The sequence below is a fragment of the Pseudacidovorax sp. DMC4 genome (assembly GCF_056314265.1).
In genome coordinates this window covers 1-24,854 of record NZ_JBQUYR010000015.1, presented here as the reverse complement: position 1 = coordinate 24,854, position 24,854 = coordinate 1, and the positions used below count along the sequence as shown (strand labels likewise).

Annotated in this window: 25 protein-coding genes and 3 tRNA genes; 20 read left to right on the top strand and 8 right to left on the bottom strand. The window is 70.6% G+C overall.

Annotation, left to right across the window (positions count from 1 at the left end; translation table 11 throughout):
- Nucleotides 1-9: 9 nt before the first annotated feature.
- The 4 genes from ACT54X_RS23750 (at nucleotide 10) to ACT54X_RS23735 (ending at nucleotide 4,850) form a co-directional block, all read left to right on the top strand.
- Complete coding sequence (locus ACT54X_RS23750) at nucleotides 10-2,583, top strand: DUF2169 family type VI secretion system accessory protein (protein WP_476348963.1); 2,574 nt, start codon at nucleotides 10-12, stop codon at nucleotides 2,581-2,583.
- Between the two features lie 85 nt (nucleotides 2,584-2,668).
- Nucleotides 2,669-3,727: a pentapeptide repeat-containing protein gene (locus tag ACT54X_RS23745; protein WP_354322319.1), complete on the top strand. Its 1,059-nt coding sequence runs from the start codon at nucleotides 2,669-2,671 to the stop codon at nucleotides 3,725-3,727.
- A gap of 17 nt (nucleotides 3,728-3,744) precedes the next feature.
- Entirely contained in the window at nucleotides 3,745-4,425 is a 681-nt protein-coding gene (locus ACT54X_RS23740) for a DUF3540 domain-containing protein (protein WP_476348961.1), read from the top strand.
- A gap of 29 nt (nucleotides 4,426-4,454) precedes the next feature.
- A complete protein-coding gene (locus tag ACT54X_RS23735; RefSeq protein ID WP_114802058.1) occupies nucleotides 4,455-4,850 on the top strand; it encodes a DUF4150 domain-containing protein in 396 nt (131 codons plus the stop codon).
- Between the two features lie 5 nt (nucleotides 4,851-4,855).
- Here ACT54X_RS23735 and ACT54X_RS23730 read toward each other — a convergent pair whose 3' ends face one another.
- Complete coding sequence (locus ACT54X_RS23730) at nucleotides 4,856-5,428, bottom strand: hypothetical protein (protein WP_354322321.1); 573 nt, start codon at nucleotides 5,426-5,428, stop codon at nucleotides 4,856-4,858.
- A gap of 194 nt (nucleotides 5,429-5,622) precedes the next feature.
- On the opposite strand from ACT54X_RS23730, the gene tagH reads away from it, so the two are divergent.
- Complete coding sequence (gene tagH, locus ACT54X_RS23725; protein WP_476348958.1) at nucleotides 5,623-7,551, top strand: type VI secretion system-associated FHA domain protein TagH; 1,929 nt, start codon at nucleotides 5,623-5,625, stop codon at nucleotides 7,549-7,551.
- A gap of 52 nt (nucleotides 7,552-7,603) precedes the next feature.
- Entirely contained in the window at nucleotides 7,604-8,377 is a 774-nt protein-coding gene (locus tag ACT54X_RS23720) for a PP2C family protein-serine/threonine phosphatase (RefSeq protein WP_294377712.1), read from the top strand.
- A gap of 111 nt (nucleotides 8,378-8,488) precedes the next feature.
- On the opposite strand, the gene ACT54X_RS23715 is transcribed toward ACT54X_RS23720, so the two are convergent.
- From ACT54X_RS23715 to tssA, 4 genes are all read right to left on the bottom strand, one after another.
- Nucleotides 8,489-8,980: an Hcp family type VI secretion system effector gene (locus tag ACT54X_RS23715; RefSeq protein ID WP_294377709.1), complete on the bottom strand. Its 492-nt coding sequence runs from the start codon at nucleotides 8,978-8,980 to the stop codon at nucleotides 8,489-8,491.
- Nucleotides 8,981-9,105: 125 nt separating this feature from the next.
- Nucleotides 9,106-10,599, bottom strand: coding sequence for a type VI secretion system contractile sheath large subunit (gene tssC / locus ACT54X_RS23710; RefSeq protein WP_294377707.1), 1,494 nt, complete (start codon nucleotides 10,597-10,599; stop codon nucleotides 9,106-9,108).
- Between the two features lie 31 nt (nucleotides 10,600-10,630).
- Complete coding sequence (gene tssB / locus ACT54X_RS23705; RefSeq protein ID WP_017759093.1) at nucleotides 10,631-11,143, bottom strand: type VI secretion system contractile sheath small subunit; 513 nt, start codon at nucleotides 11,141-11,143, stop codon at nucleotides 10,631-10,633.
- A gap of 55 nt (nucleotides 11,144-11,198) precedes the next feature.
- A complete protein-coding gene (gene tssA / locus ACT54X_RS23700) occupies nucleotides 11,199-12,266 on the bottom strand; it encodes a type VI secretion system protein TssA (protein WP_354322322.1) in 1,068 nt (355 codons plus the stop codon).
- Between the two features lie 71 nt (nucleotides 12,267-12,337).
- Here tssA and tssJ point away from each other — a divergent pair, with 71 nt between their 5' ends.
- Nucleotides 12,338-12,871 carry a type VI secretion system lipoprotein TssJ gene (gene tssJ / locus ACT54X_RS23695; protein WP_294377699.1) on the top strand — a complete coding sequence of 178 codons (534 nt, stop codon included), beginning with the start codon at nucleotides 12,338-12,340 and terminating at the stop codon, nucleotides 12,869-12,871.
- A 21-nt stretch (nucleotides 12,872-12,892) separates the two neighbouring features.
- Here the strand turns inward: tssJ and ACT54X_RS23690 are convergent, their stop codons facing one another.
- Entirely contained in the window at nucleotides 12,893-13,885 is a 993-nt protein-coding gene (locus ACT54X_RS23690) for a type VI secretion system protein (protein ID WP_476348953.1), read from the bottom strand.
- 2 nt (nucleotides 13,886-13,887) lie between these two features.
- Nucleotides 13,888-14,505, bottom strand: coding sequence for a DotU family type IV/VI secretion system protein (locus ACT54X_RS23685; protein ID WP_476348951.1), 618 nt, complete (start codon nucleotides 14,503-14,505; stop codon nucleotides 13,888-13,890).
- Nucleotides 14,506-14,748: 243 nt separating this feature from the next.
- Between ACT54X_RS23685 and ACT54X_RS23680 the strand changes: the two genes are divergently transcribed.
- The 9 genes from ACT54X_RS23680 (at nucleotide 14,749) to ACT54X_RS23640 (ending at nucleotide 23,061) form a co-directional block, all read left to right on the top strand.
- On the top strand, nucleotides 14,749-15,423 hold the full coding sequence (locus ACT54X_RS23680; protein WP_294377692.1) for a LuxR C-terminal-related transcriptional regulator: 675 nt from the start codon (nucleotides 14,749-14,751) through the stop codon (nucleotides 15,421-15,423).
- A 114-nt stretch (nucleotides 15,424-15,537) separates the two neighbouring features.
- Nucleotides 15,538-16,239, top strand: a complete 702-nt coding sequence (gene gph, locus ACT54X_RS23675) for a phosphoglycolate phosphatase (RefSeq protein ID WP_476348949.1) — start codon at nucleotides 15,538-15,540, stop codon at nucleotides 16,237-16,239.
- Nucleotides 16,240-16,502: 263 nt separating this feature from the next.
- Entirely contained in the window at nucleotides 16,503-18,095 is a 1,593-nt protein-coding gene (locus ACT54X_RS23670) for an anthranilate synthase component I family protein (RefSeq protein ID WP_476348948.1), read from the top strand.
- A 5-nt stretch (nucleotides 18,096-18,100) separates the two neighbouring features.
- Nucleotides 18,101-18,691 (top strand): anthranilate synthase component II, encoded by a 591-nt coding sequence (locus ACT54X_RS23665; protein ID WP_476348946.1) that lies wholly within the window; start codon nucleotides 18,101-18,103, stop codon nucleotides 18,689-18,691.
- Nucleotides 18,691-19,743: a low-specificity L-threonine aldolase gene (ltaE, locus tag ACT54X_RS23660; RefSeq protein ID WP_476348944.1), complete on the top strand. Its 1,053-nt coding sequence runs from the start codon at nucleotides 18,691-18,693 to the stop codon at nucleotides 19,741-19,743. Before ACT54X_RS23665 ends, ltaE begins: the two co-directional genes overlap by 1 nt.
- Complete coding sequence (locus ACT54X_RS23655; RefSeq protein ID WP_294377680.1) at nucleotides 19,736-20,383, top strand: LysE family translocator; 648 nt, start codon at nucleotides 19,736-19,738, stop codon at nucleotides 20,381-20,383. The genes ltaE and ACT54X_RS23655 overlap by 8 nt, the downstream gene beginning before the upstream one ends.
- A 50-nt stretch (nucleotides 20,384-20,433) precedes the next feature.
- Nucleotides 20,434-21,468, top strand: coding sequence for an anthranilate phosphoribosyltransferase (gene trpD, locus ACT54X_RS23650; RefSeq protein WP_476348942.1), 1,035 nt, complete (start codon nucleotides 20,434-20,436; stop codon nucleotides 21,466-21,468).
- Between the two features lie 25 nt (nucleotides 21,469-21,493).
- The gene (gene trpC / locus ACT54X_RS23645; protein WP_294377674.1) at nucleotides 21,494-22,300 is read left to right on the top strand and encodes an indole-3-glycerol phosphate synthase TrpC; all 807 of its coding nucleotides are present in this window, start codon (nucleotides 21,494-21,496) and stop codon (nucleotides 22,298-22,300) included.
- Nucleotides 22,301-22,311: 11 nt separating this feature from the next.
- Nucleotides 22,312-23,061 carry a uracil-DNA glycosylase gene (locus ACT54X_RS23640; protein ID WP_294377671.1) on the top strand — a complete coding sequence of 250 codons (750 nt, stop codon included), beginning with the start codon at nucleotides 22,312-22,314 and terminating at the stop codon, nucleotides 23,059-23,061.
- Nucleotides 23,062-23,075: 14 nt separating this feature from the next.
- Here the strand turns inward: ACT54X_RS23640 and ACT54X_RS23635 are convergent, their stop codons facing one another.
- Nucleotides 23,076-24,194 (bottom strand): patatin-like phospholipase family protein, encoded by a 1,119-nt coding sequence (locus tag ACT54X_RS23635; protein ID WP_294377666.1) that lies wholly within the window; start codon nucleotides 24,192-24,194, stop codon nucleotides 23,076-23,078.
- A 141-nt stretch (nucleotides 24,195-24,335) separates the two neighbouring features.
- Here ACT54X_RS23635 and ACT54X_RS23630 point away from each other — a divergent pair.
- The 4 genes from ACT54X_RS23630 to ACT54X_RS23615 all read left to right on the top strand — a co-directional run.
- Nucleotides 24,336-24,421 (top strand) — tRNA-Tyr (locus ACT54X_RS23630).
- 73 nt (nucleotides 24,422-24,494) lie between these two features.
- Nucleotides 24,495-24,568: transfer RNA gene (locus ACT54X_RS23625), tRNA-Gly, on the top strand.
- A gap of 38 nt (nucleotides 24,569-24,606) precedes the next feature.
- Nucleotides 24,607-24,681, top strand: a tRNA-Thr gene (locus tag ACT54X_RS23620).
- Nucleotides 24,682-24,759: 78 nt separating this feature from the next.
- On the top strand, nucleotides 24,760-24,854 hold a 95-nt coding region (locus ACT54X_RS23615), incomplete at its 3' end, for a GTP-binding protein (RefSeq protein ID WP_005434227.1).

Below are 24,854 nucleotides of genomic sequence, written 5' to 3'. Positions count from 1 at the left end.
CACAAGCCCATGTCCCTGGGACTGTCCACACGGCCCATCGAGTACCGCCGCCGCTACGGCCTGTGCGTCACGGCCAGCCTGCACATCCCCTTCGCCCAGGCCGAAGGCGGCACCCTGTGGGGCGAGCAGTCGATGTGGACCTTCCTGGCCGAGGAGATGGCCGTCCCCCTGATCGACGAGGGCATCGCCAAGCTTACGCCCGAGTTCCTGGTGCATGGGCGCGCCCATGCCGATCCCGCGCGCCCTGGCGCCTGCGCGGTGCGGGCGCAGGTGGGCCCGCTGCAGAAGACGCTGCTGGTCTTCGGCGAGCGGCACTGGCACGGCGATCGGCCCACCGCCCCGCAGCCCTTCGAGTCCCTGCCGCTGGACTGGGCCCATGCCTACGGCGGCGCCGACTTCGCGCTCAACCCTGCGGGCCGGGGCCGCACGGCCGTGGACGGCGTGCACTGGCTGCCCAACATCGAGTCGCCCGCGGCGCGGCTGCAGCGGCCCGACCAGGCCGTGCCGCCGGCCGGCTTCGGCGCGCTCGAACCCCTGCACCCGTGGCGCGCCGCGCACCGCGGCACCTATGACGAGTCCTACCTGCGCGAGCATGCGCCCGGCTTCGCGCCCGACCTGGACTGGCGCCACTTCAACATGGCGCCGCCGGACCAGTGGTTCGAGCAGCCGCTGCGTGGCGACGAGACCTTCGCCTTCGACCACCTGCATCCCACCCGGCCCCGCGTGGAAGGCCGGCTGCCCGGGCTGCGGGCGCGCGTCTTCGCCGACTACGCATTGGCGGGCGGCGAGACCCGGCTGCGCGAGGTGCCGCTGCGGCTGACCACGCTGTGGTTCTTTCCGCACGCGGAGCGGGCCATCGCCCTGTTCCAGGGACTGGCCGAGATCGCCACCGACGATGGCAGCGACATCCGCTGTCTGCTGGGTGCCGTGGAGCGCGTCGGCGCACCGCGGGACGATGCCCACTATGCCGCCGTGCTGGACAAGCGGGCCGACCCGGCCATGGGAGCCCTGCAGGCGCTCAACGACGCGGACCTGCTGCCCGAGGGCCTGGACGACCTGGACCCCGACGCCGAGCTGCGCCGGCAGGCCTTCGCGGGCGACCAGCTGCAGGCCGACGCCCAGCGTCGCCGCGCGGAGTCCGAGGTCACCCTGGCGAGGGCGCAGGCCCGCGCCCTCGGCAAGGACCCGGACGCGCTGGGGCTGCGGATGCCGCCGGTGGACCGTGCGCCGACGCGGCCGGCCGAGCTGGTGGCCTACCTGGAGCGTCAGCAGAAGGAGGCGCAGCGTCAGCACTGGGCCATGCTGGACGACGTGTTGACGCAGGCCGAGAAGGCGCTGGAGATGGCCGCCCGCCAGAAGCTGGACCTGCCCGCGCTGGCGCATCGCGGGCCGCCGCGCTTCAATGCCGAGGAGCGCCTGGCCGAGATGGCGGCGCTGGCCCAGGGCCGGGCCTTCGACCGGCCAGGCATGCACGCCGGCCTGGTCCGGCAGGAGGCGGCCGAGCGCATGGGCTACCTGCAGTCGGCCCATGCCCAGCTGCCTGCCGCGCCCATGGCGCCTGCGCCCGCCCGCGCGCTGCGCGCCGAGATCGAGCGCGCCGTGGCGGTCGGCCTGCGTCAGTTCGCGCGGATGGACCTGACGGGTGCCGACCTGTCGGGCCTGGACCTGCGTGGCTGCGACTTCGCGGGCGCCTGGCTGGAGAGTGCCAACCTCTCGCAAGCCAACATCTCCGGTGCCGACTTCACGGCCGCCGTGCTGGCGCATGCGGACCTGCGGGGCGTGGTCGCCGTCGGCACCCGGCTGATGGGCGCCAACCTGGGCCGGGCGCGGCTGTCCGGCGCGGTCTTCGACGAGGCCCAGCTCGAACAGGCCACGCTGATGCACTGCGGGTTCGGCGACACGCAGTGGCGCCGCGCCACCCTGACGGGCGCGATGCTGTTCGAGAGCCAGTGGGGCCGGGTGGACTGGACCGGTGCGGTGGCGCCGGGCCAGACCTTCCACAAGCTCGACCTGCAGGGCCTGGTGCTGGCCGAGGCCGACCTCACGGCCGCGACCTTCATCGAATGCGCGCTCGATGGCGTGGATCTGCGCGGCGCCCGCCTGTCGCAGGCCACCTTCATGGGATGCCGGCTGGCCGGTGCCCGCCTGGGCGGCGCGCTGCTCGATGGCGCGGTCTTCGCACAGCAATGCGATGCCGCCGGCGCCGATTTCAGCCAGGCGCGGCTGGTCGGTGCCAACCTGGGCAGCATGGGCCTGGCGGGCGCGCGCTTTGCGCAGTCGCGGCTGGACGGGGCCTTCCTGTGCGAGGCCGACTTCACCGGTGCCGACCTGCGTCTGGCGAGCGCGCAGGGCGCACTGCTGCGCCGCACGCGGCTGCGGGGTGCGCAGATGGCCGGCATCAACCTCAAGGACGCCGTGCTCCAGCATGCCGACCTGCGCGGTGCCGATCTGCGCCGCAGCAACCTCTTTGCCGCCGACCTGTCGCGCGTGCGGCTCGACGGCGACGTGCGGCTGGAGGGCGCACTGCTCACCCGTGCACGCACCTGGCCCCGGCTGACGCCGCAACAGCAGGGGGCGGCATGACCCGGTGCGCCTTCCTTTGCCGCTGCACCTGGCCGAGCCGGGGCCGCACGCAGCCGCCTCGGCGGGCGCGGAAGGGGGGGCGGCCGTGACGCTGTCCCTGCACAGCCTGTCTGCCGCCGTGGCCGTCGGCGAACTGATCGAGGCACTGGATCTGCGCAAGGGTGCCTACGGCCGGGCCGACCTGGGCGGCGGCATCTTCAGCCGGTGCCAGTTCGGCGAGGCCGACCTGCGCGAGGCGGACCTGCGCGAATGCGTCTTCGACCAGTGCGACCTGCGCGGCGTGCTGATGGCGGGCGCACTGCTGCGCAAGGCGGTGTTCAACCGCTGCCGGATGGACCATGCGGACCTGCGGTCCGCGATGCTGCACGGCGCGGTGCTCACCGAGTGCCAGGCCCCGCATGCCCAGCTGGGCCAGGCCCAGCTGTCGATGGCCCTGGTGAGCAAGACGCGCCTGGACCACGCCGTGCTGCGCGGGGCCGACCTGGACGCCGCCACCTTCAGCGAGACCAGTCTGCTGGATGTGGCCGCCGAAGAGGCGGTGTGGCGCCAGACGACGCTCTACCAGTGCGGCATGCAGCACATGAGCTGGCGCGGTGCCCGCCTGGAGCGCGTGGCCTTCGTCGGGGCGGTGCTGGCCGGCATGGACTTCCGCGGTCTGGCGCTGCAGGGCTGCCAGTTCCTGCAGGCCGATCTGCGTGGCGCGGACTTCAGCGAAGCCCTGATCGCCGGCTGCAACTTCCAGCAGGCCAGGCTGGACCAGGCCCGCTTCGCGCGCGTGCGGGGCAGCCATGCGCTCTTCTGCCAGGCCGAAGGCAGCCAGGTGGATTTCCGGGAGGCGCAGCTGCGACAGGCGCTGTTCACCGGCGCGCAGCTGCCGGGCGCGTGCTTTGCCGGCGCCGACCTGTTCCAGGTGCACCTGGCCGGCGCCGCGCTCGCCGGTGCCGACCTGCGGGGCGCCGAGCTGGCCCATGCCGACCTGCGTCATGCGGACCTGACCCAGGCCGACCTGCGTGGCGCCGGCCTGATGCGCACGGTGCTGCATGGTGCCCGCACCGAAGGCGCGCAGATGAGCGACCGTGCACGCGCGCTCGAGACCGATCCCGATCTGGCCCAGGCCGAACAATGGCAGCCCGTCGCGGGCTGAATCCCAGGAGCAACCCCATGTCACCGAGCCCCCGCGCGGCAGCGCGTCCCTCTTCCCCCAGCCCTTCCACCGCGACGGCCTCTCGCGCGGCCAAGGCCATCGATGCCGAATGGTGCGTGGGCGTGGTCACGGCATCCGGCGCCGAAGGGCTGGCGGTGGTCAGTGGTGGCCTGCAGGTCCAGGCCCGGCGCGCGGTGGGCTGCCTGCTGGCGCCGCGGCCCGGCGACACGGTGGCCTGCCTGCGCGTCGCGCCCGCACAGTGGTGGGTCATGAACGTGCTGCAGCGCGACGAATCGGACGCGCCCCATCTGCTCAGCCTGCCCGGGGACGCCCTGCTGCAGGCGGAGGGCGGCACGCTGTCGTTGCAGGCCGAAGCGCTGGACCTGCGCGCCGGCCGCAACCTGGCCATCACCGCGCCGCAGGCCCAGGTGGCGGTGGACGGTGCCGACGTGGTCGGACGCCAGCTGCGCGTGAGCGCCGGCGTGTTCAAGCTGGTGGGCTCGGTGCTGTCGACGGTGATGGAGCGTGTGCAGCACCACAGCCGCCATTACCTGCGCCGCACCGAGGGGCTGGACCAGGTGCATGCCACGCACCTGAACTGCGAGGCCGAGCAGACCCTGCGGCTGTCGGGCGAGCACGCGCTGGTCAATGGCGAGAAGCTGGTGAAGGCGCGGGGCGCGCAGATCCACTTCGGCTGACGCCTTTCATCCCCATCGAGGAGCGCCGCATGTTCGCCAACTGCCAGGTCATGGGAACCGACATGGGCTTCCCCGACGTCTGCCTCACGCCCGCGGTGCCCTCGCCGATCCCGGTGCCGTATCCCAACATCGCCATGGGGCCGATGGCCATCCCCAACTGCCCGACCATCCTCATCATGGGCGGGCCGGCGCACAACCTGGGCACCACCATTCCCATGACCAATGGCGACAACGCGGGCGTGCTGCTGGGCGTGGCCTCGGGCACGGTGATGGGGCCGAGCCGGCACCTCACCGGCGCGTTCACCGTGCTGCTGCAGGGCATGCCGGCCTCCCGGCTGACCAGCATGTCGCTGCAGAACAGCACCAACTGCCCGGGCGTGCGCGTGGTGCCGAGCCAGCCGGTGGTGCTGCTGCTCGCGCCCTGAGAGCCTCAGCGCGGCGGCGGCGGCGTCCACTCGCGCGCGATGTCCTGCGGCGTCTTGGGCGGCGGGAAGTACAGCGACTCGCGCCGGTCCCAGTCGAGGCGCACCACGCTGTGGGCGAACTGCCGCAGCTCGTTGGACGCCGCCGTCGTCGATGCCTCGCGCTCGCGCCCATCGGTCAGCACCTCGCGCACCTGGCCCGCCTCGAAGCGCACGCGCATCACCAGCGGCCGCGCCGTGCCGTAGAGGCACCGCAGCCCGCTGTACACGTCCTGGATCTGTTCGCCGGAGCGCAGCCGCACGTCGTACTCGAGCAGGTTGCTCTTGGTGCGGTTGCCTGGGCCGTAGCGGCAGCGCGCCACCACTTCGTCGATCTCGCCGAGCCACGCGCGGGCCTGCTGCGGGGCCTGGGGCAGCAGGCCGGGCGCCCATACGGGGTTCATGCGGCCGATCTCGGCGTCGATGGCCTTCTGCAGCAGGTCGGCCAGCACGGGGTTCGGCGTGTCGCCGGGTTGCTCACGGTCGCCGCCACCGCCCTGGCAGGCGCCGAGCAAGGCGGACAGGAGGGTCAGGAGGCCCATGGTTCGACTCCTTGAAGGCAATGGCGGCATGCGCCGATTAGACGATCCGGGCGGTGCGTTTTCCAAAGGCCTGCGCACGGGCGACGGCATACCTCTTCCGGCGAGATTGCCAAGGCGTCGGGCCCTATGAATACTGGCCCGCACATCGGCGAGCGGCGGCCTCGCCGCCTTCGCGCGCAGCGGGAGCCCCATTCATGATCGAAATCGTCGTCGTCGGCCGTCAAGGCGCCCCGATGGGGCGGCCCATGGCCGCCCGCTTCGGCCCCCAGGGCGGCACCATCGGCCGCGCGGACACCAACACGCTGGTGCTGGACGACCCGGACCGCACCGTCTCGCGCGTGCATGCGCAGGTGCTGTGCCGCGGCGACCAGTACGTGATCGTGGACCGCGGCAGCAATCCGATGCAGTGCAACGGCGTGCCGCTGGGCGCGGGCAACGAGGTCGCGCTCATGGGGGGCGAGCGGCTGGTGATCGGCAGCTTCGAACTCGCCGTGCAGCAGCTGGCGGCGGCCCCGTCGCCGAAGGCCGCGGCGATGGACCTGCCCACCGACTTCGGTGCGCCGGCGTCACCGAAGCCGGCCTTGCCCGACGACGATCCCTTTGCCGATCTGCTGGCGGGGCTTGCGCCTGCGGCGGCGCCCGCCCGTCCGCCGGCGGCGCCTGCGCCCTCGGCCGCGGGAGGGCGCGAGCTGCCAGCAGCCTTCGCCGATCCACTGGGCGCGGCGCCCCGTGCGGCCCCCGCATCGGCCGGCGATCCCTTCGGCGGTCTGCTGGGCGGCCTGCCGGCCGCGTCGGCGCCGCTCGACGACTTCTCGGACTTGGGCCTGCCCGCGGCCTCCAATCCCACGGCCAACGCGCAGCGCATCGACGATCTGTTCGGCCTCGGTCCCGCACCGGCGGGCGCCGATCCGCTGGCCCTGTCCCCATTGGCCGATCCGCTTTTGCAGCCCAACACCGCCGCAGCCGCGTCCGACCCCCTGGCGGCCCTGCAGCAGCGACCCGCGGCAAGCCAGGCGCCTCGCAGCGACCACGCGCCCATCGGGCAGTTCGGCTTCACGCCGCCGCGGGCGAGCGCGCCCGCGCCTGCCGCGCGCCCGGCCGACGGTGGCGCCACCTTCGACGACACGGCCGGCGAGCCGATCCGCATCGGTCGCGCCTCCGTGCCGCGGCCGCCCGCGCCGGTGGCCGCGCCGTCGCCGCCTGCGCCGGGAGCGGCGGCGCCGACACTGCCCGTCGCGGGTGCATCGGCGGCAGTGCCCGATCCCTTTGCGGACCTGCTGGGCGACGAGCCTTTCGGTCCGTCGGCGGTCGCTGGCGGCGGCTTCGACGATCTGCTGGCGCCTGCCCCAGCGCCTGCGCCGGCCCCTGCGGTGGCGCCGGCGGTCGCTGCGCGCGCCCCGGTCGCCATGCCGCAGCCCGCGCCTGCGATGCCGGCCGCGCCGGTGCCTGCCATGGAGGGGCCGCCGTCGCCCGCCATGCCGACGGCCGGCGCCTTCGACGCAGGCACCGGCACAGACTCGGGCGAACTGCTGACCGCCTTCCTGCGGGGCCTGGGCGGCATGCACCAGCCGCCCGCGCAGCTCACGCCCGCGCTGATGGAGCGCATCGGCGTCATGCTGCGCAGCGCCACCGAAGGCACGCTGCAGCTGCTGCTGACGCGCCAGGAGCTCAAGCGCGAGGTGCGTGCCGAGGTCACGATGATCGCGGCGCAGGCCAACAACCCCCTCAAGTTCTCGCCCACTGTCGAGGTCGCCCTCGGCCATCTGCTGGGCCCGCAGCTGCGCGGCTTCATGCCCGCCGAGGCCGCCATGCGCGATGCCTACGACGACCTGCGCGCGCATCAGTTCGGCGTCATGGTCGGCCTGCGCGCGGCGCTGGCCGCCCTCATCGCCCGCTTTGGCCCCGAAGAGCTCGAGAAGAAGATCGCCGCCCGCTCGGCGCTGGACAGCCTGTTCGCGGCCAACCGCAAGGCCAAGCTGTGGGACCAGTTCACCGCGCTGTACGGCGCCATCGCCACCGAGGCCGAGGACGACTTCCACAGCCTCTTCGGCAAGGCCTTCCTGGAGGCCTACGAAGCGCAGATGGCCCGGCTGAAGCAGCCGCCCGGCAGCGGCACGACCTGAGACACCGAGAGGCAGGAGACCCCAACGATGACAACTGCGACGAGGAGCGCGCGTGGAAATTGAGATCGTCACCCTGACCCGCCAGGGCGGGCGTGACTACAACGAGGACGTCTACGGCCACTGGTACGACGATCGCCATGTGCTGTGCCTGGTGGCCGATGGTGCGGGCGGCCATGGCGGGGGCGACGTGGCCGCGGCGACGGCCCGGGCCAGCCTGCTGGGTGGCTTCGCGCTCGAGCCCGGCCTGGCGCCGGGCCTGCTGCGCCAGCTGGTCGCGCAGGCCAACCAGGCCATCGTCGCGCGCCAGGCCGAGGGCGGCAAGCTGGCCGCCATGCGCACGACGCTGGTGATGGCGGCCATCGACCTGGAGGAACATGCCATGGTGTGGGCCCACAGCGGCGACAGCCGGGCCTACCTGTTCCGTGGCGGCGCCGTCGTGGCGCGCACCGTGGACCACAGCCTGGTGCAGCAGATGGTGGCCGGCGGCATGCTCGACGACGAGGGCGCACGCCTGCATCCGCAGCGCAACGTGCTGCTGTCGGCGCTGGGCTCCGCCACCGAACCGCCGCAGGTGGACATCTCCGACCGGATGCGCCTGGAGCCCGGCGATGCGCTGCTGCTGTGCTCGGACGGCGTGTGGGAGGTGGTGGGCGACGAAGGCCTCGCCGCCTGCCTGCATGCCTCGCGCACGCCGCGGCAATGGGTGGACCAGATCGACGCCCAGATCGTCGGGCGCGGCAAGCCCGGTCAGGACAACTACACCGCCATCGCCTTGTGGGTGATGCCCGACGGGCATGACGACGCGACACGGCTGATGCCCGGCTGAGCAGCGAAGGGCCCGGGCGCCCGTGTGGCGTCGGCCGCCCTCGCGGCACAAAGCAAGACGCCGGCATCTGCCGGCGTCTTGCTTGGGATGCGGTGTCGTCCGCAGCGTCCGTCAGCCGAAGGCCTTGTTCTCGGCAATGTTCCAGGCGGCCGTCTTCACGCCCTTGCCGCCGCCCTTCTGCGTCTGCGGGTCGTACTCGAACTTGAACTTGGCGAAGTTGAAGACGACGTTCTCGGTCAGGCGGTCCTCGCCGCCGCTGCCGCCGGTGCTCACGCTGCTGATGATCACTTCTTCCATGGTGATCTTGATGTACTCCAGCGGATCGTCGCCGGCCTTGCGCACCACCAGCGTCATCTTGTCGTAGTGGGTGCCCTTGCAGCAGGCCAGGATCAGCGCATGCGAGGCCGCGTCCACGTACTTGGTGACGCTCAGATCCTGCACGTTGACCTTGCCGGCGCCGCCGCCGCCGCCGCCGTGCATCGTGCCCGACTGGGACATGCCCCAGCTCCAGGCCAGGATGTCGAGCTCCTCCTTGTGTTTTGCGTCCCTCGACTCGCCCTTGATCTCTGCGCCTTCGATCTTGAGGAACATGTCTACTGCCATGATGTGCACCTTTCAGTTGGGTGGGAAGTGATTGGGCTTTCCTGCACAAGCGCCGGAAAGCTGTCTGGAGAACGAGAGGCGGTGCGCCTTTTCAAAAGGGATTGCGCGCACCGTGGGGACCTGGATCAGGCGCCACCCTTGGCCGAGGGCAGCTTCGACACCAGTCGCAGCGACACCGTCAGGCCTTCGAGCTGGTAGTGCGGGCGCAGGAAGAACTTGGACGTGTAGTAGCCCGGGTTGCCCTCGACCTCCTCCACGATCACCTCGGCGGCGGCCAGCGGCTTGCGGGCCTTGGTCTCTTCCGATGACGTGGCGGGATCGCCGTCCACGTAGTTGGTGATCCACTTGTTCAGCCAGCGCTCCATGTCGGCCTTCTCCTTGAAGCCGCCGATCTTGTCGCGCACGATGCACTTGAGGTAGTGCGCGAAGCGGTTGCAGGCGAAGAGGTAGGGCAGGCGGGCTGCCAGGTTGGCATTGGCCGAGGCGTCCGGGTCGTCGTACTCGGCCGGCTTGTGCAGCGACTGCGCGCCGATGAAGGCCGCGAAGTCCGAGTTCTTGCGGTGGATCATCGACAGCAGGCCGGCCTTGGACAGCTCGGCCTCGCGGCGGTCGCTGATGGCGATCTCGGTGGGGCACTTCTGGTCCACGCCGCCGTCGTCGCTCGGGAAGGTGTGCAGCGGCAGGTTCTCCACCGCGCCGCCCGACTCGATGCCGCGGATGCGCGAGCCCCAGCCGTATTCCTTGTACGAGCGGTTGATGTTGGTGGCCATCGCATAGGCGGCGTTGGCCCAGGCGTACTTGTTGTGGTCGGCGCCGGCCGTGTCTTCCTCGAAGTCGAATTCCTCGACCGGATTGCTGTTGGCGCCGTAGGGCGTGCGCGCCAGGAAGCGCGGCATGCACAGGCCCAGGTAGCGCGAGTCGTCCGATTCGCGCAGCGTGCGCCAGCCGGCGTACTCGGGCGTGCCGAAGATCTTGGTCAGGTCGCGCGGGTTGGCCAGCTCCTGCCAGCTGCCCATCTGCATCAGGCTGGGGTTGGCGCCGGTGATGAAGGGCGCGTGCGCGGCGGCCGCGATCTTGGCCATCTCGCCCAGCAGCTCGACGTCGGGCGGCGTGTGGTCGAAGTGGTAGTCGCCCACGATGGCGCCGAAGGGCTCGCCGCCGAACTGGCCGTATTCCTCTTCGTAGACCTTCTTGAACATCGGGCTCTGGTCCCAGGCCGCGCCCTTGAACTTCTTCAGTGTCTTGGCGAGGTCCTGCTTGGAGACGTCCATCACGCGGATCTTCAGGTTCTCGTCGGTCTCGGTGTTGTTGACCATGTAGTGCAGGCCGCGCCATGCACTCTCGAGCTTCTGGTAGTCCGGGTGGTGGATGATCTTGTTGACCTGCTCGGTCAGCTTGGCGTCGATGGCGGCAATCATGGCCTGGATCGACTGCGTGACGTCCTTGCCGATCAGCGCCGTGTTCGACAGCGCCTGCTGCGCCAGCGTGAGCACGGCGGTCTCGACCGCGCTCTTGGCCTCGTCGCTGCGGGGCTTGAATTCCTTCTGCAGCAGCGATGCGAAATCGCTGCCGGCGTACTCGACCTCTTTCAGCGCATTCTGCTGAAGTGCTTCTGCCATGGGGTTCTCCTCGATCCTGGGCGGGTGGGTGTCAGGCGGCGCTGTCTTCGGCCGGCTTCTTGGCGGCGGCCAGCGACTGCAGCAGGGCCGGGTCTTCCAGCACCTTGGCCAGCAGTTCCTCGGCGCCGCCCTTGCCGTCCATGTAGGTCACCAGGTTGGACAGCTGGTTGCGCGCTTCGAGCAGCTTGTTGAGCGAGTCGACCTTGCGCGCGATGGCGCCGGGCGAGAAGTCGTCCATGTTCTCGAAGGTCAGCTCCACCTTGAGTTCGCCCTCGCCGGTGAGCGTGTTCTCGACCGCGAAGGCGGTGCGCGGCTTCATGGCCTTCATGCGGGCGTCGAAGTTGTCGACGTCGAACTCCAGGAACTTGCGCTCTGCCACCGGCGCCAGTGGGTCGGCGGGCTTGCCCGACAGGTCGGCCAGCACGCCCATCACGAAGGGCAGCTGCACCTTCTTCTCGGCGCCGTACAACTCGACGTCGTACTCGATCTGCACGCGCGGCGCGCGGTTGCGGGCAATGAATTTCTGACTGCTCTTGGAAGACATGCGGAAGCTCCTTGAAGGAGTGGGGGGTGAAGCGTGTGGCGGGGCCGGCGGCGACTCAGTCGTCGTCGCTCGGGGCACGTGCGCCGGTCACGTGCTCGATCGTGCTCATGGCGTCGGGCGCCAAGTTGGCGATGATGTCCAGGAAGCTCACGCCGATGAGCTTCTTGGCGCGCTCGATGAGCAGCGGTGCGGGGTTGCCGGGCTCGGTGCGCTGCAGGTAGGCGATGACCTTGTCGAGCATCAGCAGGGCATCGGCGCGCGACTGGATCTCGCCGCGGATGGGGGCACCGGCGCCGGGGCGGCCCGGGCCGCCGTTGTCCGCGCCGTCACCGCCGTCCTCGCCGCCGGTCGGTGCGGCGTCGCCGCCCTGGTCGGCCGCGTCGCCCGCGGCCAGGCCCTGTGCGGCCTGCCCCAGCATGTGCCCGATGGTCCTCAGGCGCGCCAGGTCCACGGCGTCGCCCTGGCTGCTGCGTTCGTTCAGGACCTGGCGCAGGCCGTTGACGGCGGGCCCGGTGGCAGCCATGCGGTCGGCCACTTCGGGCTGCGATTGCACGATCTCTTCGAGCCCGCCCTGCACTTGCGAGGCGGAGTAGCCGGCGTCGTCGCCCAGGGGCTCCAGGACGCCGCGTGCAATCGCGATGTCGCGCACCCGGATGCGGCCCACGCTGCGCGCCGTGCCCACCCAGGCGTCGTACAGGTCGCGCACCACCAATGCATCGTCGGCCAGCGGCGCGAGCGCATTCAGGCGCATGGTGGGGTCGTTGTCGTCGTCCGCATCCAGCATCGGATGGATGTGGTCCCACTGGCTGTCGAGCAGGCCGGCGAGCAGACGCATGCCGGCCAGGAAGCCCTCCAGGCCCTGCAGCCGGGTGCTGGCACGCAGCAGGTGCATGGCCACGCGCACGTCCTTGGTCCGCCGCAGCAGTGCCTGGGCCGCCTCGGCCACCTGCGGCCATTCGGGCTCGACGGCGGGGATGATGGTGTCGCCGAACTGCTGCTCGGGTTTGCCCTGGGCCGAGGTCTCCAGCGCGATGAACTCGGGGTCGTACTCGAGGTCGTCGCCGCAGGGCGATGCCTCGCCGATGGGCTCCAGCAGTGCGTCGACGATGTCCGGGGTCAGCATGTTGCCTGTCAAATAGTGCTGGGGATAATCGAAGATGCCCACCCCAGGGTCAATGCAACGAAGGAAATAGCATGCAGGCGCCATCCCCCCAACGTTCGTCCTATGGCCGCCTTGCGCGGCGCTCGCTGGGGCGTGGTCTTCTTGCCGGTGCGGTGCTCGGTCCGCTGCTGCTGGCCGGCTGTGCGGCGCCGCCGCCTCCGCCGCCCAAGCCCATCGTCACGCCGGTGGTGCTGAACCTCAAGGGCGGTGCCGACGCCAACCCCGATGCACGCGGCCGGGCTTCGCCGGTGACCGTGCGGGTGTATGCGCTGAAGGCCTCGCAGTCCTTCGATGCGGCCGACTTCTTCACGCTCTTCGACAAGGACCAGGCCACGCTGGGTGGCGACCTGGTGCAGAAGGAGGAACTGCTGCTGCGCCCCGGCGACAGCCGCCGCATCGAGATGACGCTGCCGGCCGATGCCAAGGCGCTCGCCTTCATGGCTGCCTACCGTGACCTGGAGCGGGCCCGCTGGCGCGAGGTGCGGCCGGTGGAGCCGGGCAAGCCGGTGAAGCTCGACGTGACCTTCGGCGCGCGGCAGATCCGCATCGAGCCCTCGACGCCCTGAAGGGGAGCGCGGGCTGCGAGTTCAGCGGATGGACGCCGGCGGCTCGTGCAGGTCGGCCATCCGGCCCAGCAGGCCGGCCGTGAATGCCGCGTCGGGCCGCGATGCCGTGAAGAACAACCCCTGCCAGTGCGGCAGCGGCGAGGGCGGCGGTCCGTCGGTCAGCATGTCCAGCCACTGGCACAGGCCGGCACGCAGGCTGCGGACCTGCTCGACGAACTCGTGCATGTCGCGTCGCATCGGCATGGGTGGCGCATCGAGCAGCATGCCCAGGCGCAGGGCATGCAGGCGGTCCATGAGGGGCTCGAACACCGGTGCGAGCAGGTCCTCGGGCCGCGCGCCGCGGCCGGTGCCGGGGTGGCGCATGCCCCAGGGCTGCCGGAAGGCCTCGGGCGGCAGCAGCGCCTCGAAGCTGGCATAGCCGGGCAGTGCCTGCATCTGCGTGACGACCAGGTGCACGGGCAGGGCGAGGCCCAGCGCGCCGCAGGCCTGGTGCGCGAGATGGCTGAGGCGCGCCAGGCGCTCGGTGCGCGCGGTGCCGTCGCGCAGCAGGTCCGCGGCGGTGATGCACAGCACCAGGCCATGCAGGGGCTGTGCGGGATGCCGATGGGCCAGGGTGCGCAGGGCATGGGGCCACAGGCCGAGGCGGCGCGCGCCACCATCCAGGCCCTCGGTGGCCGGCAGCGTGAGGCCGAGCAGCAGGATGCCGCCGGCCTGGCGCGCCTCCCAGAAGTGGGAGGGCAGGGCTCTGCCAGCGGGCGTGGCCAGCAGCGAGGAGGGCACGGCCTGCGCATCGCCGATGCTCAGCAGCCGGCAGGTGGCGCGGCCGCCCGGCAGCGCCATCTGCAATGCGCGGAGTTCATCGCGGCCCGGCCGCTCGCGCGGCGGCTGGTGGCGGATCCAGCGTGCCAGGCGACGCCGGCGGCGCCAGCGTTGCCGGCCTTCCCGCCGCCACCATCGCCCGAGCAGCAGCAGCGCGACCAGCGTCAGCAGGCCCAGGGCCAGGCAGGCCGGCATGGTCAGCCCTCCACGAACGGCAGGACCACGCAGGCCAGGGCCAGGGCCACCATGGCGGCGGCCAGTGCCGCGATCCGCCAGGGCTGCAGGTCGTGCGCGCGGGGCGCCACCGCCAGGGGCGGGCCCGGCACCGAGGCCCATGCGCCCCAGGCCGAGGGGCGGATCGGCGCCAGTGGCAGCTGGGCCGCATGCAGGGCCTTCAGCCGTGCCAGCACGCCAGCGCCCTGGCCCCGCTCGAAGTGGTACTGGCCATGGAAGCCCAGGGCCAGTGCGTACCAGTAGACCTCGCGCACCTGCGCGTCGTGCGGCCCCAGCACGGCGAGGTGATGGAAGAACTCGGTGCCGGCCGTGGTCGAGTTGAATAGCACCAGCTGCAGCGTGTCGGCCGGTGCCCCCGGCAAGCGGGCCAGCACCTCGTCGAGCCAGGCCACGACGGCGAAGGCGGCCGACTCCACCTGGGCCAGGGAGTGGCCCGCGTCCAGGGCCTGCATGCGCGCGCGCATCAGCCGCTCACGGGCGAGCCGGCTCGCCTGCCCAGGCTCGCGCATGGCCGCCTCCTGCGCCTGCAGGGCGAGCCCGAGCGAGAAGAGCGGCGCATAGAAGTCGAACAGGCGCGGCATGGGCCCTCTTGCACAACCGTGGGTCCGGATCGCATGTGCGGGCCATCTTGGCGAGGCGATCGCCGGGCCACCATAGGGCGACGGAGCTATGCCTTTCGGGCAGGGGCGGCGCCTTGCTGGCGGGGGGCTTAGGCGCTACCCTGCCGGTTTTCGCGCCTGCGAGGGCGGGCAGCGGCGGCGCAGGGCATCGTGGGGCGCAGGCCTGGGCGAATGCGGCGCGCGCACATCTCCATCGAGCACGCCATGAGAATCCTGATCGCCGAAGACCACCGTCTGGTCATCGAGGCCATGAAGGCCAAGCTGGCCGAACTTCAAGAAGGCGTCACGTTCGTGGTGGCCACCACGGCGGCCGAGCTGTTCTCGCTGGCCACCGACGACATCGACCTGGCGCTGATCGACCTGAACATCCCCGGCGCCGAGCAGTACGGCCACATCGACGAGCTGCGGCGCCGCCATCCGGCCGTGCCGGTGATCGTGGTCTCGGGCTACGAGGACCCGGCCATGATGCGCGCGGTGCTCGACCGCGGCGCGCTCGGCTTCATTCCCAAGGCCTATTCGCCCGACGTGATGCTGTCGGCCGTGCGGCTGGTGATGGCCGGGGGCGTGTACGTGCCGCCCATGATGCTGTCGGCCCTGCCGGGCGGATTGGCGCCGCATGCCGGCACCGAGCCGCTGGTGCGCGCGGCGCCGGCCCCCGCGGCCGCGCCCACGCTGGAGCACCTGCGCAACGTGCTCACCGAGCGACAGGTCGAGGTGCTGCAGCTGCTGTCGCAGGGCAAGCCCAACAAGCTGATCGGCCGCAGCCTCGGCATCAGCGAAGGCACGGTGAAGATCCACCTGGCGGCCATCTTCCGCGCACTGAACGTGCGCAACCGCACCGAGGCGGTGGTGGCGGCGCAGTCCCTGACCGAAGCGTGAGCGCCTGAGCCGGGCGCGGCGCCCGGGTGCGACGGGTCTGGGCTCGGCCCTGCAGCGCTGCCTGCCGGGGCGTGGGCGCTACAGTCGCAGGCCCGACTTCGACCCTGCCTGTCCGTGACTGCCGCATTCTTCGACCGCGCCTCCCTCGACGCCGCCATCGTGGACCTCGACGGCACGATGGTGGACACCCTGGGTGACTTCGCCGCCGCGCTGGGCGGCATGCTGCAGGACCTGGCGTTGCCGCCCATCGAGGCGAACGTCATCGGCACGCTGGTGGGCAAGGGCTCCGAGCACCTGATCCGCGCCGTGCTGCAGCAGGTGGGGGCGCCGTCGCCCGAGGCGCTCTTCGACCGCGCCTGGACCCGCTACCAGCGGCATTACCTCGCCATCAACGGCCAGCATTCGACGGTCTATCCCGGCGTGGCCGACGGCCTGGCGTCGCTGCGCGCGCAAGGCCTGCGGCTGGCCTGCCTGACCAACAAGCCGCTCGCCTTCGCGCGGCCACTGCTCGCGGCCAAGGGTCTGGATGGTTTCTTCGACCATGTCTTCGGCGGCGACAGCTTCTCGCGCAAGAAGCCCGATCCGCTGCCGCTGCTGGGCACCTGCGAGGCCCTGGGCAGCGCGCCGGGCCGCACGCTGGCCATTGGCGACTCCAGCAACGACGCGCAGGCTGCGCGTGCCGCCGGCTGCCGCGTGGTGCTGGTGAGCTACGGCTACAACCACGGCCGCCCCGTGCGAGAGGTGCCGGCGGACGCCTATGTGGATTCGCTGGCGGACCTGCGCCTCGGCATCCGGCCGGGCGCCACGGCCCACTGACGGGCTTGTCCGCGAAGCGTCCCCGGCGCCAGGCCCTGGGCTACACTCCGCGCCTCTCATGTTCATTCATCACGTCATCCAGACGGGGCAAGGCTGCCGGGGAGCCTGGCCCTGGCGCAAGCCAAAGACGTTGACCGCCTGATCGCGCGGCCCTCGCGGCTGCGCACGCCTGGCCCGGCCGATGCTTCGCTCGCCGTGCCTCCTCCAGATCGAATGAACCGCCGCATGGGCCACAGGAGCGCCCGCCGGCCAGGAGAAACCCCGTGATCACCGAACTCGAGTTCAAGAGCCTCAGCAGCCAGGGCTTCAACCGCATCCCGCTGATGACCGAGGCCTTCGCGGACCTCGAAACCCCGCTCTCCCTCTACCTCAAGCTGGCCCATGGCCACGGCGCCGCCGGCGGCGGACGCCACAGCTTCCTGCTCGAATCCGTCGTCGGCGGCGAGCGCTTCGGCCGCTACAGCTTCATCGGCCTGCCCGCGCGCACGCTGCTGCGCGCCAGCGGCTTCGGCGACGAAGCCCGCACCGAGGTCGTGACCGACGGTCAGGTGGTGGAGACCGCCAGCGGCAACCCGCTGGACTTCATCGCGGCCTACCAGAAGCGCTTCAAGGTGGCACTGCGGCCCGGCCTGCCGCGCTTCTGTGGCGGCCTGGCTGGCTACTTCGGCTACGACGCGGTGCGCTACATCGAGAAGAAGCTCGAGAAGACCTGCCCGCCCGACACCATCGGCTGCCCCGACATCCTGCTGCTGCAGTGCGAGGAACTGGCCGTCATCGACAACCTGTCGGGCAAGCTCTACCTGATCGTCTATGCCGATCCGTCGCAGCCCGAGGCCTATGCCCGCGGCAAGCGCCGGCTGCGCGAACTCAAGGAGCTGCTGCGCTATTCGGTGGCCGCTCCGCAGGTCAAGCCCACGCAGGCGCATCCGGCCGAGCGGCCCTTCGCCAAGGCCGACTACCTGGCGGCGGTGGAGCGCGCCAAGGAGCTGATCGCCGCCGGCGACTTCATGCAGGTGCAGGTGGGCCAGCGCATCAGCAAGCGTTACACCGAATCGCCGCTGTCGCTGTACCGCGCGCTGCGTTCGCTCAACCCCAGCCCGTACATGTACTTCTATGACTTCGGCGACTTCCATGTCGTGGGCGCGTCGCCGGAGATCCTTGTGCGCCAGGAGCACGCGCCGAGCGACGCCGGGCCGCCCCAAGGCGCGAGCGCCCCCTCGGGGGGCAGCGAACCACGCGCAGCGGGGAGCGTGGGGGCTTCAGCTCTAGAACAGAAGATCACCATCCGTCCCCTGGCCGGCACCCGGCCGCGCGGCGCCTCGATGGAACTGGACAAGGCTGCCGAGGTCGAGCTGGTCAACGACCCCAAGGAACGCGCCGAGCACGTCATGCTGATCGACCTGGCGCGCAACGACATCGGCCGCATCGCCAAGACCGGCAGCGTCAAGGTGACCGAGGCCTTCGCGGTCGAGCGCTACAGCCATGTGATGCACATCGTGAGCAATGTCGAGGGCACGCTGCTGGACGGCATGGGCGCCATCGACGTGTTCAAGGCCACCTTCCCGGCTGGCACGCTGACCGGCGCGCCCAAGGTGCATGCCATGGAGCTGATCGACCAGTTGGAGCCCACCAAGCGCGGCCTGTACGGAGGCGCCTGCGGCTACATCAGCTATGCCGGCGACATGGACCTGGCCATCGCCATCCGCACCGGCGTCATCAAGGACCAGGTGCTGCACGTGCAGGCCGCGGCCGGCGTGGTGGCCGATTCGGTGCCCGAGCTGGAATGGAACGAAACCGAGGCCAAGGCCCGCGCGCTGCTGCGTGCGGCAGAGCTGGTGGAAGAAGGCCTGGAGTGAGCACCATGAAGCTGCTGATGATCGACAACTACGACTCCTTCACCTACAACCTGGTGCAGTACTTCGGCGAGCTGGGGGCCGAGGTGGAGACGGTGCGCAACGATGAGATCACGCTGGAGGGCATCGGCGAGCGCATCGCCGCGGGCGTGAGCCGGCTGGTGATCTCGCCCGGGCCCTGCTCGCCGGCCGAGGCCGGCGTGTCGGTGCCGGCCATCCAGGCCTTCGCCGGCAAGCTGCCCATCCTGGGCGTGTGCCTGGGCCACCAGAGCATCGGCGCGGCCTTCGGCGGAAAGATCGTGCGGGCCCGGCAGCTGATGCACGGCAAGGTCAGCGAGATCACGACCACGCGCGAAGGCGTGTTCGCCGGCCTGCCCGAGCGCTTCACCGTCAACCGCTACCACTCGCTGGCGATCGAGGCCGACAGCTGCCCCGCGGTGCTGGCCGTCACGGCGCGCACCGACGACGGCGAGATCATGGGCGTGCGCCACACCGAGCTGCCGCAGGCGGTGCGGATGGAGGGCGTGCAGTTCCATCCCGAGTCCATCCTGACCGAGCATGGCCATGCCATGCTGAAGAACTTCCTGGAGCCCGCCTGATGACCCGCACCGCCCCCATCGACCTGCGCAGCGACACCGTCACCCGCCCGACCGCGGCGATGCGCCAGGCCATGGTGGCGGCACCGGTGGGCGACGACGTCTTCGCCGACGACCCGACGGTCAATGCGCTGCAGGCGCGCATCGCCGAGATGCTCGGCTTCGAGGCGGCGCTGTTCGTGCCCACCGGCACGCAGAGCAACCTGTGCGCGCTGCTGGCGCACTGCCAGCGCGGCGACGAGTACATCGTGGGCCAGATGCAGCACTGCTACCGCTGGGAAGGCGGCGGGGCCGCGGTGTTCGGCAGCATCCAGCCGCAGCCACTTGAGCATCAACATGACGGCACGCTGGCGCTGGCCGACATCGAGGCAGCCATCAAGCCGGACGATGCGCACTTCGCGCGCACCCGGCTGCTGGCGCTGGAAAACACGCTGGGCGGCCGGCTGCTGCCCTTCGGCTATGTGCAGCAGGCCACCGCGCTCGCGCAATCGCGCGGCCTGTCGCGCCATCTGGACGGTGCGCGCCTCTTCAATGCGGCAGTCGCGCAGGCCCAGGCGACGGGCGGCGACGCACGCGCCGAGGCGCGGCGCATCGCGCAGTGCTTCGACAGCGTCTCGGTGTGCTTCAGCAAGGGCCTGGGCGCGCCGGTGGGCTCGGCGCTGTGCGGCTCGCGCGAGTTCATCGCCCGCGCCCATCGCGTGCGCAAGATGGCCGGCGGCGGCATGCGCCAGGCCGGCATGCTGGCCGCGGCGGCCTTGCATGCGCTGGACCACCATATCGACCGCCTGGCCGACGACCATGCGCTCGCGAAGCGCTTCGCCGATGGGCTGGTGGGCATTGCCGGCCTGAAGGTCGAGGCGCCGCACACCAATCTCGTCTTCGTCGACCTCGAAGGGCCGGCACGCGAACGCAGCGCCGGTCTGATGGACTTCCTGAAGTCGCGCGGCGTGCTGGCGACGGGGCTCTATCGCCTGCGCTTCGCGACGCATCTCGATGTGGACGAAGAAGGCGTGGACCAGGCCGTGGCGGCCATGAAGGACTACTTCCATGCCTGACCTGCCGCACCTGCTGGCCTTCGTGCTCGCCGGCCTGCTGCTGAACCTCACGCCAGGCGTGGACGTGTTCTACATCGTGGGCCATGCGCTGCGCCAGGGCTGGCGCGCGGGCGTGGTGGCGGCGCTGGGCATCACGGCGGGCTGCTGCGTGCACATCGTTGCCGCGGCCGTGGGGGTGAGCGCCATCGTCGCCGCCTCGGCCACCGCCTTCATGGTGCTCAAGTGGGTGGGCGCGGCCTACCTCGTGTGGATCGGCGTGCAGATGCTGCGCCGGCCGGGCGCCCTGCAGGCCGGACTGGCCGCGCAGCAAAGCCCGCAGACCGAGCCGCTGGCGCGTGTCTTCCGCGGCGGCTTCCTGACCAACGTGCTCAACCCGAAGGTGGCGCTCTTCTTCCTGGCCTTCGTGCCGCAGTTCGTCGATCCGGCGGCGGCGCATCCGGGCGGGGTGTTCCTGCTTCTGGGCCTGCTCTTCAACTTCAATGCGCTGTGGGTGTGCATCGGCTGGGCGGCGCTCGCGGCCTGGATGGCGCGACGCCTGGACCGCGCCGGCACCGTGCTGCGCTGGGCCGAGCGGGCCGCGGGCCTCATGGTGCTGGGCTTCGGCCTCAAGCTTGCCTTCAGCGACGCGCCTTCGCGCTGAACCTTCACCTTTTCCTTCTTCCTTCCGACTTCGAGAAAGCAGACACCGCCATGCCCATCACGCTCCAGGAAGCCGTGCAGCGCACCATCGAGCACCGGGAGATCTTCCACGACGAGATGCTCCACATCATGCGCCTCATCATGCGCGGCGAAGCCTCGCCCGTGATGACGGCGGCGCTCATCACCGGCCTGCGCGTCAAGAAGGAAACCATCGGCGAGATCACTGCCGCCGCGCAGGTGATGCGCGAGGTGGCGCTGCATGTGCCGGTGAAGAACCGCACGCACCTGGTCGACATCGTGGGCACGGGCGGCGATGGCTCGCACACCTTCAACATCTCGACCTGCGCCATGTTCGTCGCGGCCGCTGCAGGCGCCAAGGTGAGCAAGCATGGCGGGCGCAGCGTGAGCAGCAAGTCCGGCAGTGCCGACGTGCTGGAGTCGCTGGGCGTCAACATCAACCTGGGCCCAGAGCAGATCGCCCGCAGCATCGAGGCGGTGGGTATCGGCTTCATGTTCGCGCCCAACCACCATCCGGCGATGAAGAACGTGGCACCGATCCGCCGCGAGCTGGGCATCAAGACCATCTTCAACATCCTGGGTCCGCTGACCAACCCGGCTGGCGCCACCAACATCCTGATGGGCGTGTTCCACCCGGACCTCGTAGGCATCCAGGTGCGGGCGCTGCAGCGCCTGGGCGCCGAGCATGCGCTGGTGGTCTACGGTCGCGACGGTCTGGACGAGATCTCGCTGGGTGCCGCCACCATGGTGGGCGAACTCCGGAATGGCGAGATCCGCGAGTACGAGGTGCATCCCGAGGACTTCGGCCTGCGCATGGCCAGTCTTCGCTCCTTGCGTGTGCAGACGCCGGAGGAGTCGAAGTCGGTGCTGATGGGCGTGCTCGACGGTGTGCATGGCGCGGCCCGCGACATCGTGCTGCTCAATGCCGGTGCGGCGCTCTATGCCGCCAATGTCGTCGACTCCATCGGCGCCGGCATCGAGCGCGCGCGCGAGGCCATCGACAGCGGCGCCAGCAAGGCCCGCCTGGCCCAGATGGTCCAGTTCACCACGTCCGCTGCCGCGGCCTGATCCCGATTCACCGAGAGAACGCCCCATGTCCGACATCCTCAACAAGATCGTGGCCGTCAAGCACGAGGAAGTGGCCGCCGCCCGCAAGCGGGTGCCGCTGGAGGCCATCCGCGCCGACGCCGAAAGCCGCGTGCTGACGCGCGACTTCGTGGGCGCGCTGCGCCGCCGCATCGCCGCCGGCCAGGCAGGCGTGATCGCCGAGATCAAGAAGGCCAGCCCCAGCAAGGGCGTGATCCGCGAGGGCGAGTTCATTCCCGCGGACCTGGCCCAGAGCTATGCGCTGGGCGACGGCGAGATGGCCGCGGCCTGCCTGTCCGTGCTGACCGACCGCCAGTTCTTCCAGGGCAGCCCCGACTACCTGCGCCAGGCCCGTGCCTCCTGCGATCTGCCGGTGCTGCGCAAGGACTTCATGGTCGATGCGTGGCAGATCTACGAGTCACGCGCGATGGGCGCCGACTGCATCCTGCTCATCGCCGCCTGCCTGGACGACGCACAGATGCGCGACTTCGAGGCCATCGCGCTGGGTCTGGACATGGCGGTGCTGGTCGAGGTGCACGACGCCGCCGAGATGGCGCGGGCGCTGAAGTTGCGCACGCCGCTGGTGGGCGTCAACAACCGCAACCTGCGCAGCTTCGAGGTATCGATCCAGACCACGCTGGACCTGAAGGCCATGGTGCCGGCGGAGCGCCTGCTGGTCACCGAATCGGGCATCGCCACGCGCGAGGACGTGCAGCAACTGCGCGAAGGCGGCGTGAATGCCTTCCTCGTCGGCGAGCGCTTCATGCGTGCGCCGGAGCCGGGCGAGGCGCTGGCCGAGCTGTTCGCCGCATGATCCGGGACGGCATGGCTCAGCCTGGCGCGGCCACGCAACTGCAGTCCGCCGACCCGGCCGAATGGGCCGTGGCCGAGGGCTGGCGGCCGCTGGTCGACCGGTTCTTCGCCGGCGACAAGGGGCAGGGCCTGCTTGCTTTCCTGCAGCAGCGGCTGGATGCCGGCGCGGTGATCTTTCCGCCGCAGCCGCTGCGGGCGCTGGAACTCACGCCGCCCGAGGCCGTGCGCGTGGTCATCCTGGGTCAGGACCCGTATCACGGCCGCGGCCAGGCCGAGGGCCTGGCCTTTTCGGTAGCGCCCGGCGTGCGGCTGCCACCCTCGCTGCGCAACATCTTCCAGGAGCTCCAGCGCGACCTGGGCACGCCGCCGCCGAAGTTCCCGAGCCCCGGCGGCAGCCTGGTGCGCTGGGCGCAGCAGGGCGTGCTGCTGCTCAACACCTGCCTCACGGTGGAGGAGGGCCAGCCCGCCAGCCATGCCGGCCGAGGCTGGGAGGTGCTGACCGATGCGGTGATCCGCCATGTCGCCGACGGCGCGCGGCCGGCGGTGTTCATGCTCTGGGGATCGCATGCCCAGAGCAAGCGCAGCTTCATCGACGCCAGGCGGCACAAGCTGCTGATGGCCAACCATCCCTCGCCGCTGTCGGCGCTGCGGCCACCGGTGCCTTTCATCGGCTGCGGGCATTTCGGCCAGGCACGGGCCTGGCGCGATGCGCAACGTGCCGCGGCTCCGGGCGAGGGTGCTGTGCCAACCCCGGACGCCTGATCTCCGGCCGGCGATCAGGCGCTGCGCAGTTGCGGCGTCCGCTTCGCCACTGGTTCGGTCGGCAGCGGCGCGCCGGCCACGTAGTCGGCCTGAATGTCGATGGTGGTGCGGCGGCCCACGTCGTCGATTTGCCTTGCCAGCCAGTCCTGGGCGGCGTGGCGGCCCCGTTCGAACAACTGCTCGATCATGGCGATGTCGGTGGACAGCTTGCTCGACGAGGGCAGCGGGTCGTCCAGGGCGCTGTCGATGTCGATGCGGTGCAGGCGCAACTGGCGGAACTGCCGGCCTTCCTGCAGCCGGCCATCGGCCAGCAGCTGCTGCATGAAGTCGATGCTGCGCATCTGCGAGATCAGGCTCGCGTTGAAGGCCAGTTCGTCCACGCGCTGGGCGATCTCATGGGGCGTGCGGGGCGTGTCGGCGCGGTGCAGCGGATTGAGCTGGACGAGCACGATGTCGGCACTCTCACAGTTCTCGATCAGCGGCAGCAGGGCCGGATTGGCCGAGTAGCCACCGTCCCAGTAGGGCTCGCCGTCGATCTCCACCGCCTGGAACATCGTCGGCAGGCAGGCGGAGGCCATCACCGCGGACAGCGTCAGCTGCGCGCCATGGAAGATCTGCGCCCGTCCGGTTCGCACCTGCGTGGCGGAGACGTAGACGCGGGGGCTGTCGAGCGTGGCGAGCGCGTCGAAGTCGATCTCCTGGTCCAGCAGCGTCCGCAGCGGGTTGATGCCCAGAGGATTGAACTGGTACGGCGATGCCCACGGATCGGTCGTCAGGGAGGGGAAGGCAGGCGCCTGTCCGAACAGCATGCGCATGAACTGGGAGGCCAGCGCGCCCGGCGCACCGACACCGGCCACGCGCCGCCAGACGCGCTCGAGCGTCTCGCGGGCGGCTTGGCGGGCGGCGGTCCTGGCGGGGTCGCCCGCGTCGCCGGCCTTCGCAAAGCCATGCGCCAGGGCCACGGCGTTGACGGCGCCCGCGCTGGCGCCGCTGATGCCATCCAGGGCGAGGCGCCCATCCTCGAGCAGGGCATCCAGCACGCCCCAGGTGAACGCGCCGTGCGAGCCCCCGCCTTGCAGCGCGAGATTGACCTTGGGGCGGCGGCCAGGAAGGGGAAGGGCGGAAGCACTCATGCGTGGATTGTGCAGTGCAGCAAAAACCCTGGGCGGCGCATCCTTCCGCGGCTTCTGTCGTCCGAGGCGCCGCACGGACGAAAAATTTTTTCGGGCCAGCTCGCCATCTTGGATGGATGGTGCTATAGTCTGTGGTTCGCCGGAGAGGTGGCCGAGTGGTTAATGGCAGCAGACTGTAAATCTGCCGGTTTATACCTACGCTGGTTCGAATCCAGCCCTCTCCACCAGCGAATGATGAAAGTTGCCGAGCGATTTTCGTGCGAGGCCCCGGTGCCGATGTCGGCATCGAAGTGTCACGATGCGGGAGTAGTTCAATGGTAGAACCCCAGCCTTCCAAGCTGATGACGCGGGTTCGATTCCCGTCTCCCGCTCCATGCGGCTTCATCAAACGTTGAGCGACGGTTTTCAAGTTGCCCTTGTGGCTCAGTGGTAGAGCACTCCCTTGGTAAGGGAGAGGTCGCGGGTCCGATTCCCGCCAAGGGCACCATCGATTGCAGGGATGGTGCGGCAGCCGGCTGCACAAGTCCATGTACATGTGGTCTAAGTTGTATTCGGAGTCCAGACAATGGCAAAAGGCAAGTTTGAACGCACCAAGCCGCACGTGAACGTGGGCACCATCGGTCACGTGGACCATGGCAAGACGACCCTGACGGCGGCCAT

Excerpts from the sequence above, each read along its gene's own strand:
- ACT54X_RS23750 (WP_476348963.1), top strand. The coding sequence starts at position 10 with ATGTCCCTGGGACTGTCCACACGGCCCATCGAGTACCGCCGCCGCTAC.
- ACT54X_RS23740 (WP_476348961.1), top strand. The coding sequence starts at position 3,745 with ATGTCACCGAGCCCCCGCGCGGCAGCGCGTCCCTCTTCCCCCAGCCCT.
- ACT54X_RS23735 (WP_114802058.1), top strand. The coding sequence starts at position 4,455 with ATGTTCGCCAACTGCCAGGTCATGGGAACCGACATGGGCTTCCCCGAC.
- ACT54X_RS23730 (WP_354322321.1), bottom strand. The coding sequence starts at position 5,428 with ATGGGCCTCCTGACCCTCCTGTCCGCCTTGCTCGGCGCCTGCCAGGGC.
- tagH (WP_476348958.1), top strand. The coding sequence starts at position 5,623 with ATGATCGAAATCGTCGTCGTCGGCCGTCAAGGCGCCCCGATGGGGCGG.
- ACT54X_RS23715 (WP_294377709.1), bottom strand. The coding sequence starts at position 8,980 with ATGGCAGTAGACATGTTCCTCAAGATCGAAGGCGCAGAGATCAAGGGC.
- tssC (WP_294377707.1), bottom strand. The coding sequence starts at position 10,599 with ATGGCAGAAGCACTTCAGCAGAATGCGCTGAAAGAGGTCGAGTACGCC.
- tssB (WP_017759093.1), bottom strand. The coding sequence starts at position 11,143 with ATGTCTTCCAAGAGCAGTCAGAAATTCATTGCCCGCAACCGCGCGCCG.
- tssA (WP_354322322.1), bottom strand. The coding sequence starts at position 12,266 with ATGCTGACCCCGGACATCGTCGACGCACTGCTGGAGCCCATCGGCGAG.
- tssJ (WP_294377699.1), top strand. The coding sequence starts at position 12,338 with ATGCAGGCGCCATCCCCCCAACGTTCGTCCTATGGCCGCCTTGCGCGG.
- ACT54X_RS23690 (WP_476348953.1), bottom strand. The coding sequence starts at position 13,885 with ATGCCGGCCTGCCTGGCCCTGGGCCTGCTGACGCTGGTCGCGCTGCTG.
- ACT54X_RS23685 (WP_476348951.1), bottom strand. The coding sequence starts at position 14,505 with ATGCCGCGCCTGTTCGACTTCTATGCGCCGCTCTTCTCGCTCGGGCTC.
- ACT54X_RS23680 (WP_294377692.1), top strand. The coding sequence starts at position 14,749 with ATGAGAATCCTGATCGCCGAAGACCACCGTCTGGTCATCGAGGCCATG.
- ACT54X_RS23665 (WP_476348946.1), top strand. The coding sequence starts at position 18,101 with ATGAAGCTGCTGATGATCGACAACTACGACTCCTTCACCTACAACCTG.
- ltaE (WP_476348944.1), top strand. The coding sequence starts at position 18,691 with ATGACCCGCACCGCCCCCATCGACCTGCGCAGCGACACCGTCACCCGC.
- ACT54X_RS23655 (WP_294377680.1), top strand. The coding sequence starts at position 19,736 with ATGCCTGACCTGCCGCACCTGCTGGCCTTCGTGCTCGCCGGCCTGCTG.
- trpD (WP_476348942.1), top strand. The coding sequence starts at position 20,434 with ATGCCCATCACGCTCCAGGAAGCCGTGCAGCGCACCATCGAGCACCGG.
- trpC (WP_294377674.1), top strand. The coding sequence starts at position 21,494 with ATGTCCGACATCCTCAACAAGATCGTGGCCGTCAAGCACGAGGAAGTG.
- ACT54X_RS23640 (WP_294377671.1), top strand. The coding sequence starts at position 22,312 with ATGGCTCAGCCTGGCGCGGCCACGCAACTGCAGTCCGCCGACCCGGCC.
- ACT54X_RS23635 (WP_294377666.1), bottom strand. The coding sequence starts at position 24,194 with ATGAGTGCTTCCGCCCTTCCCCTTCCTGGCCGCCGCCCCAAGGTCAAT.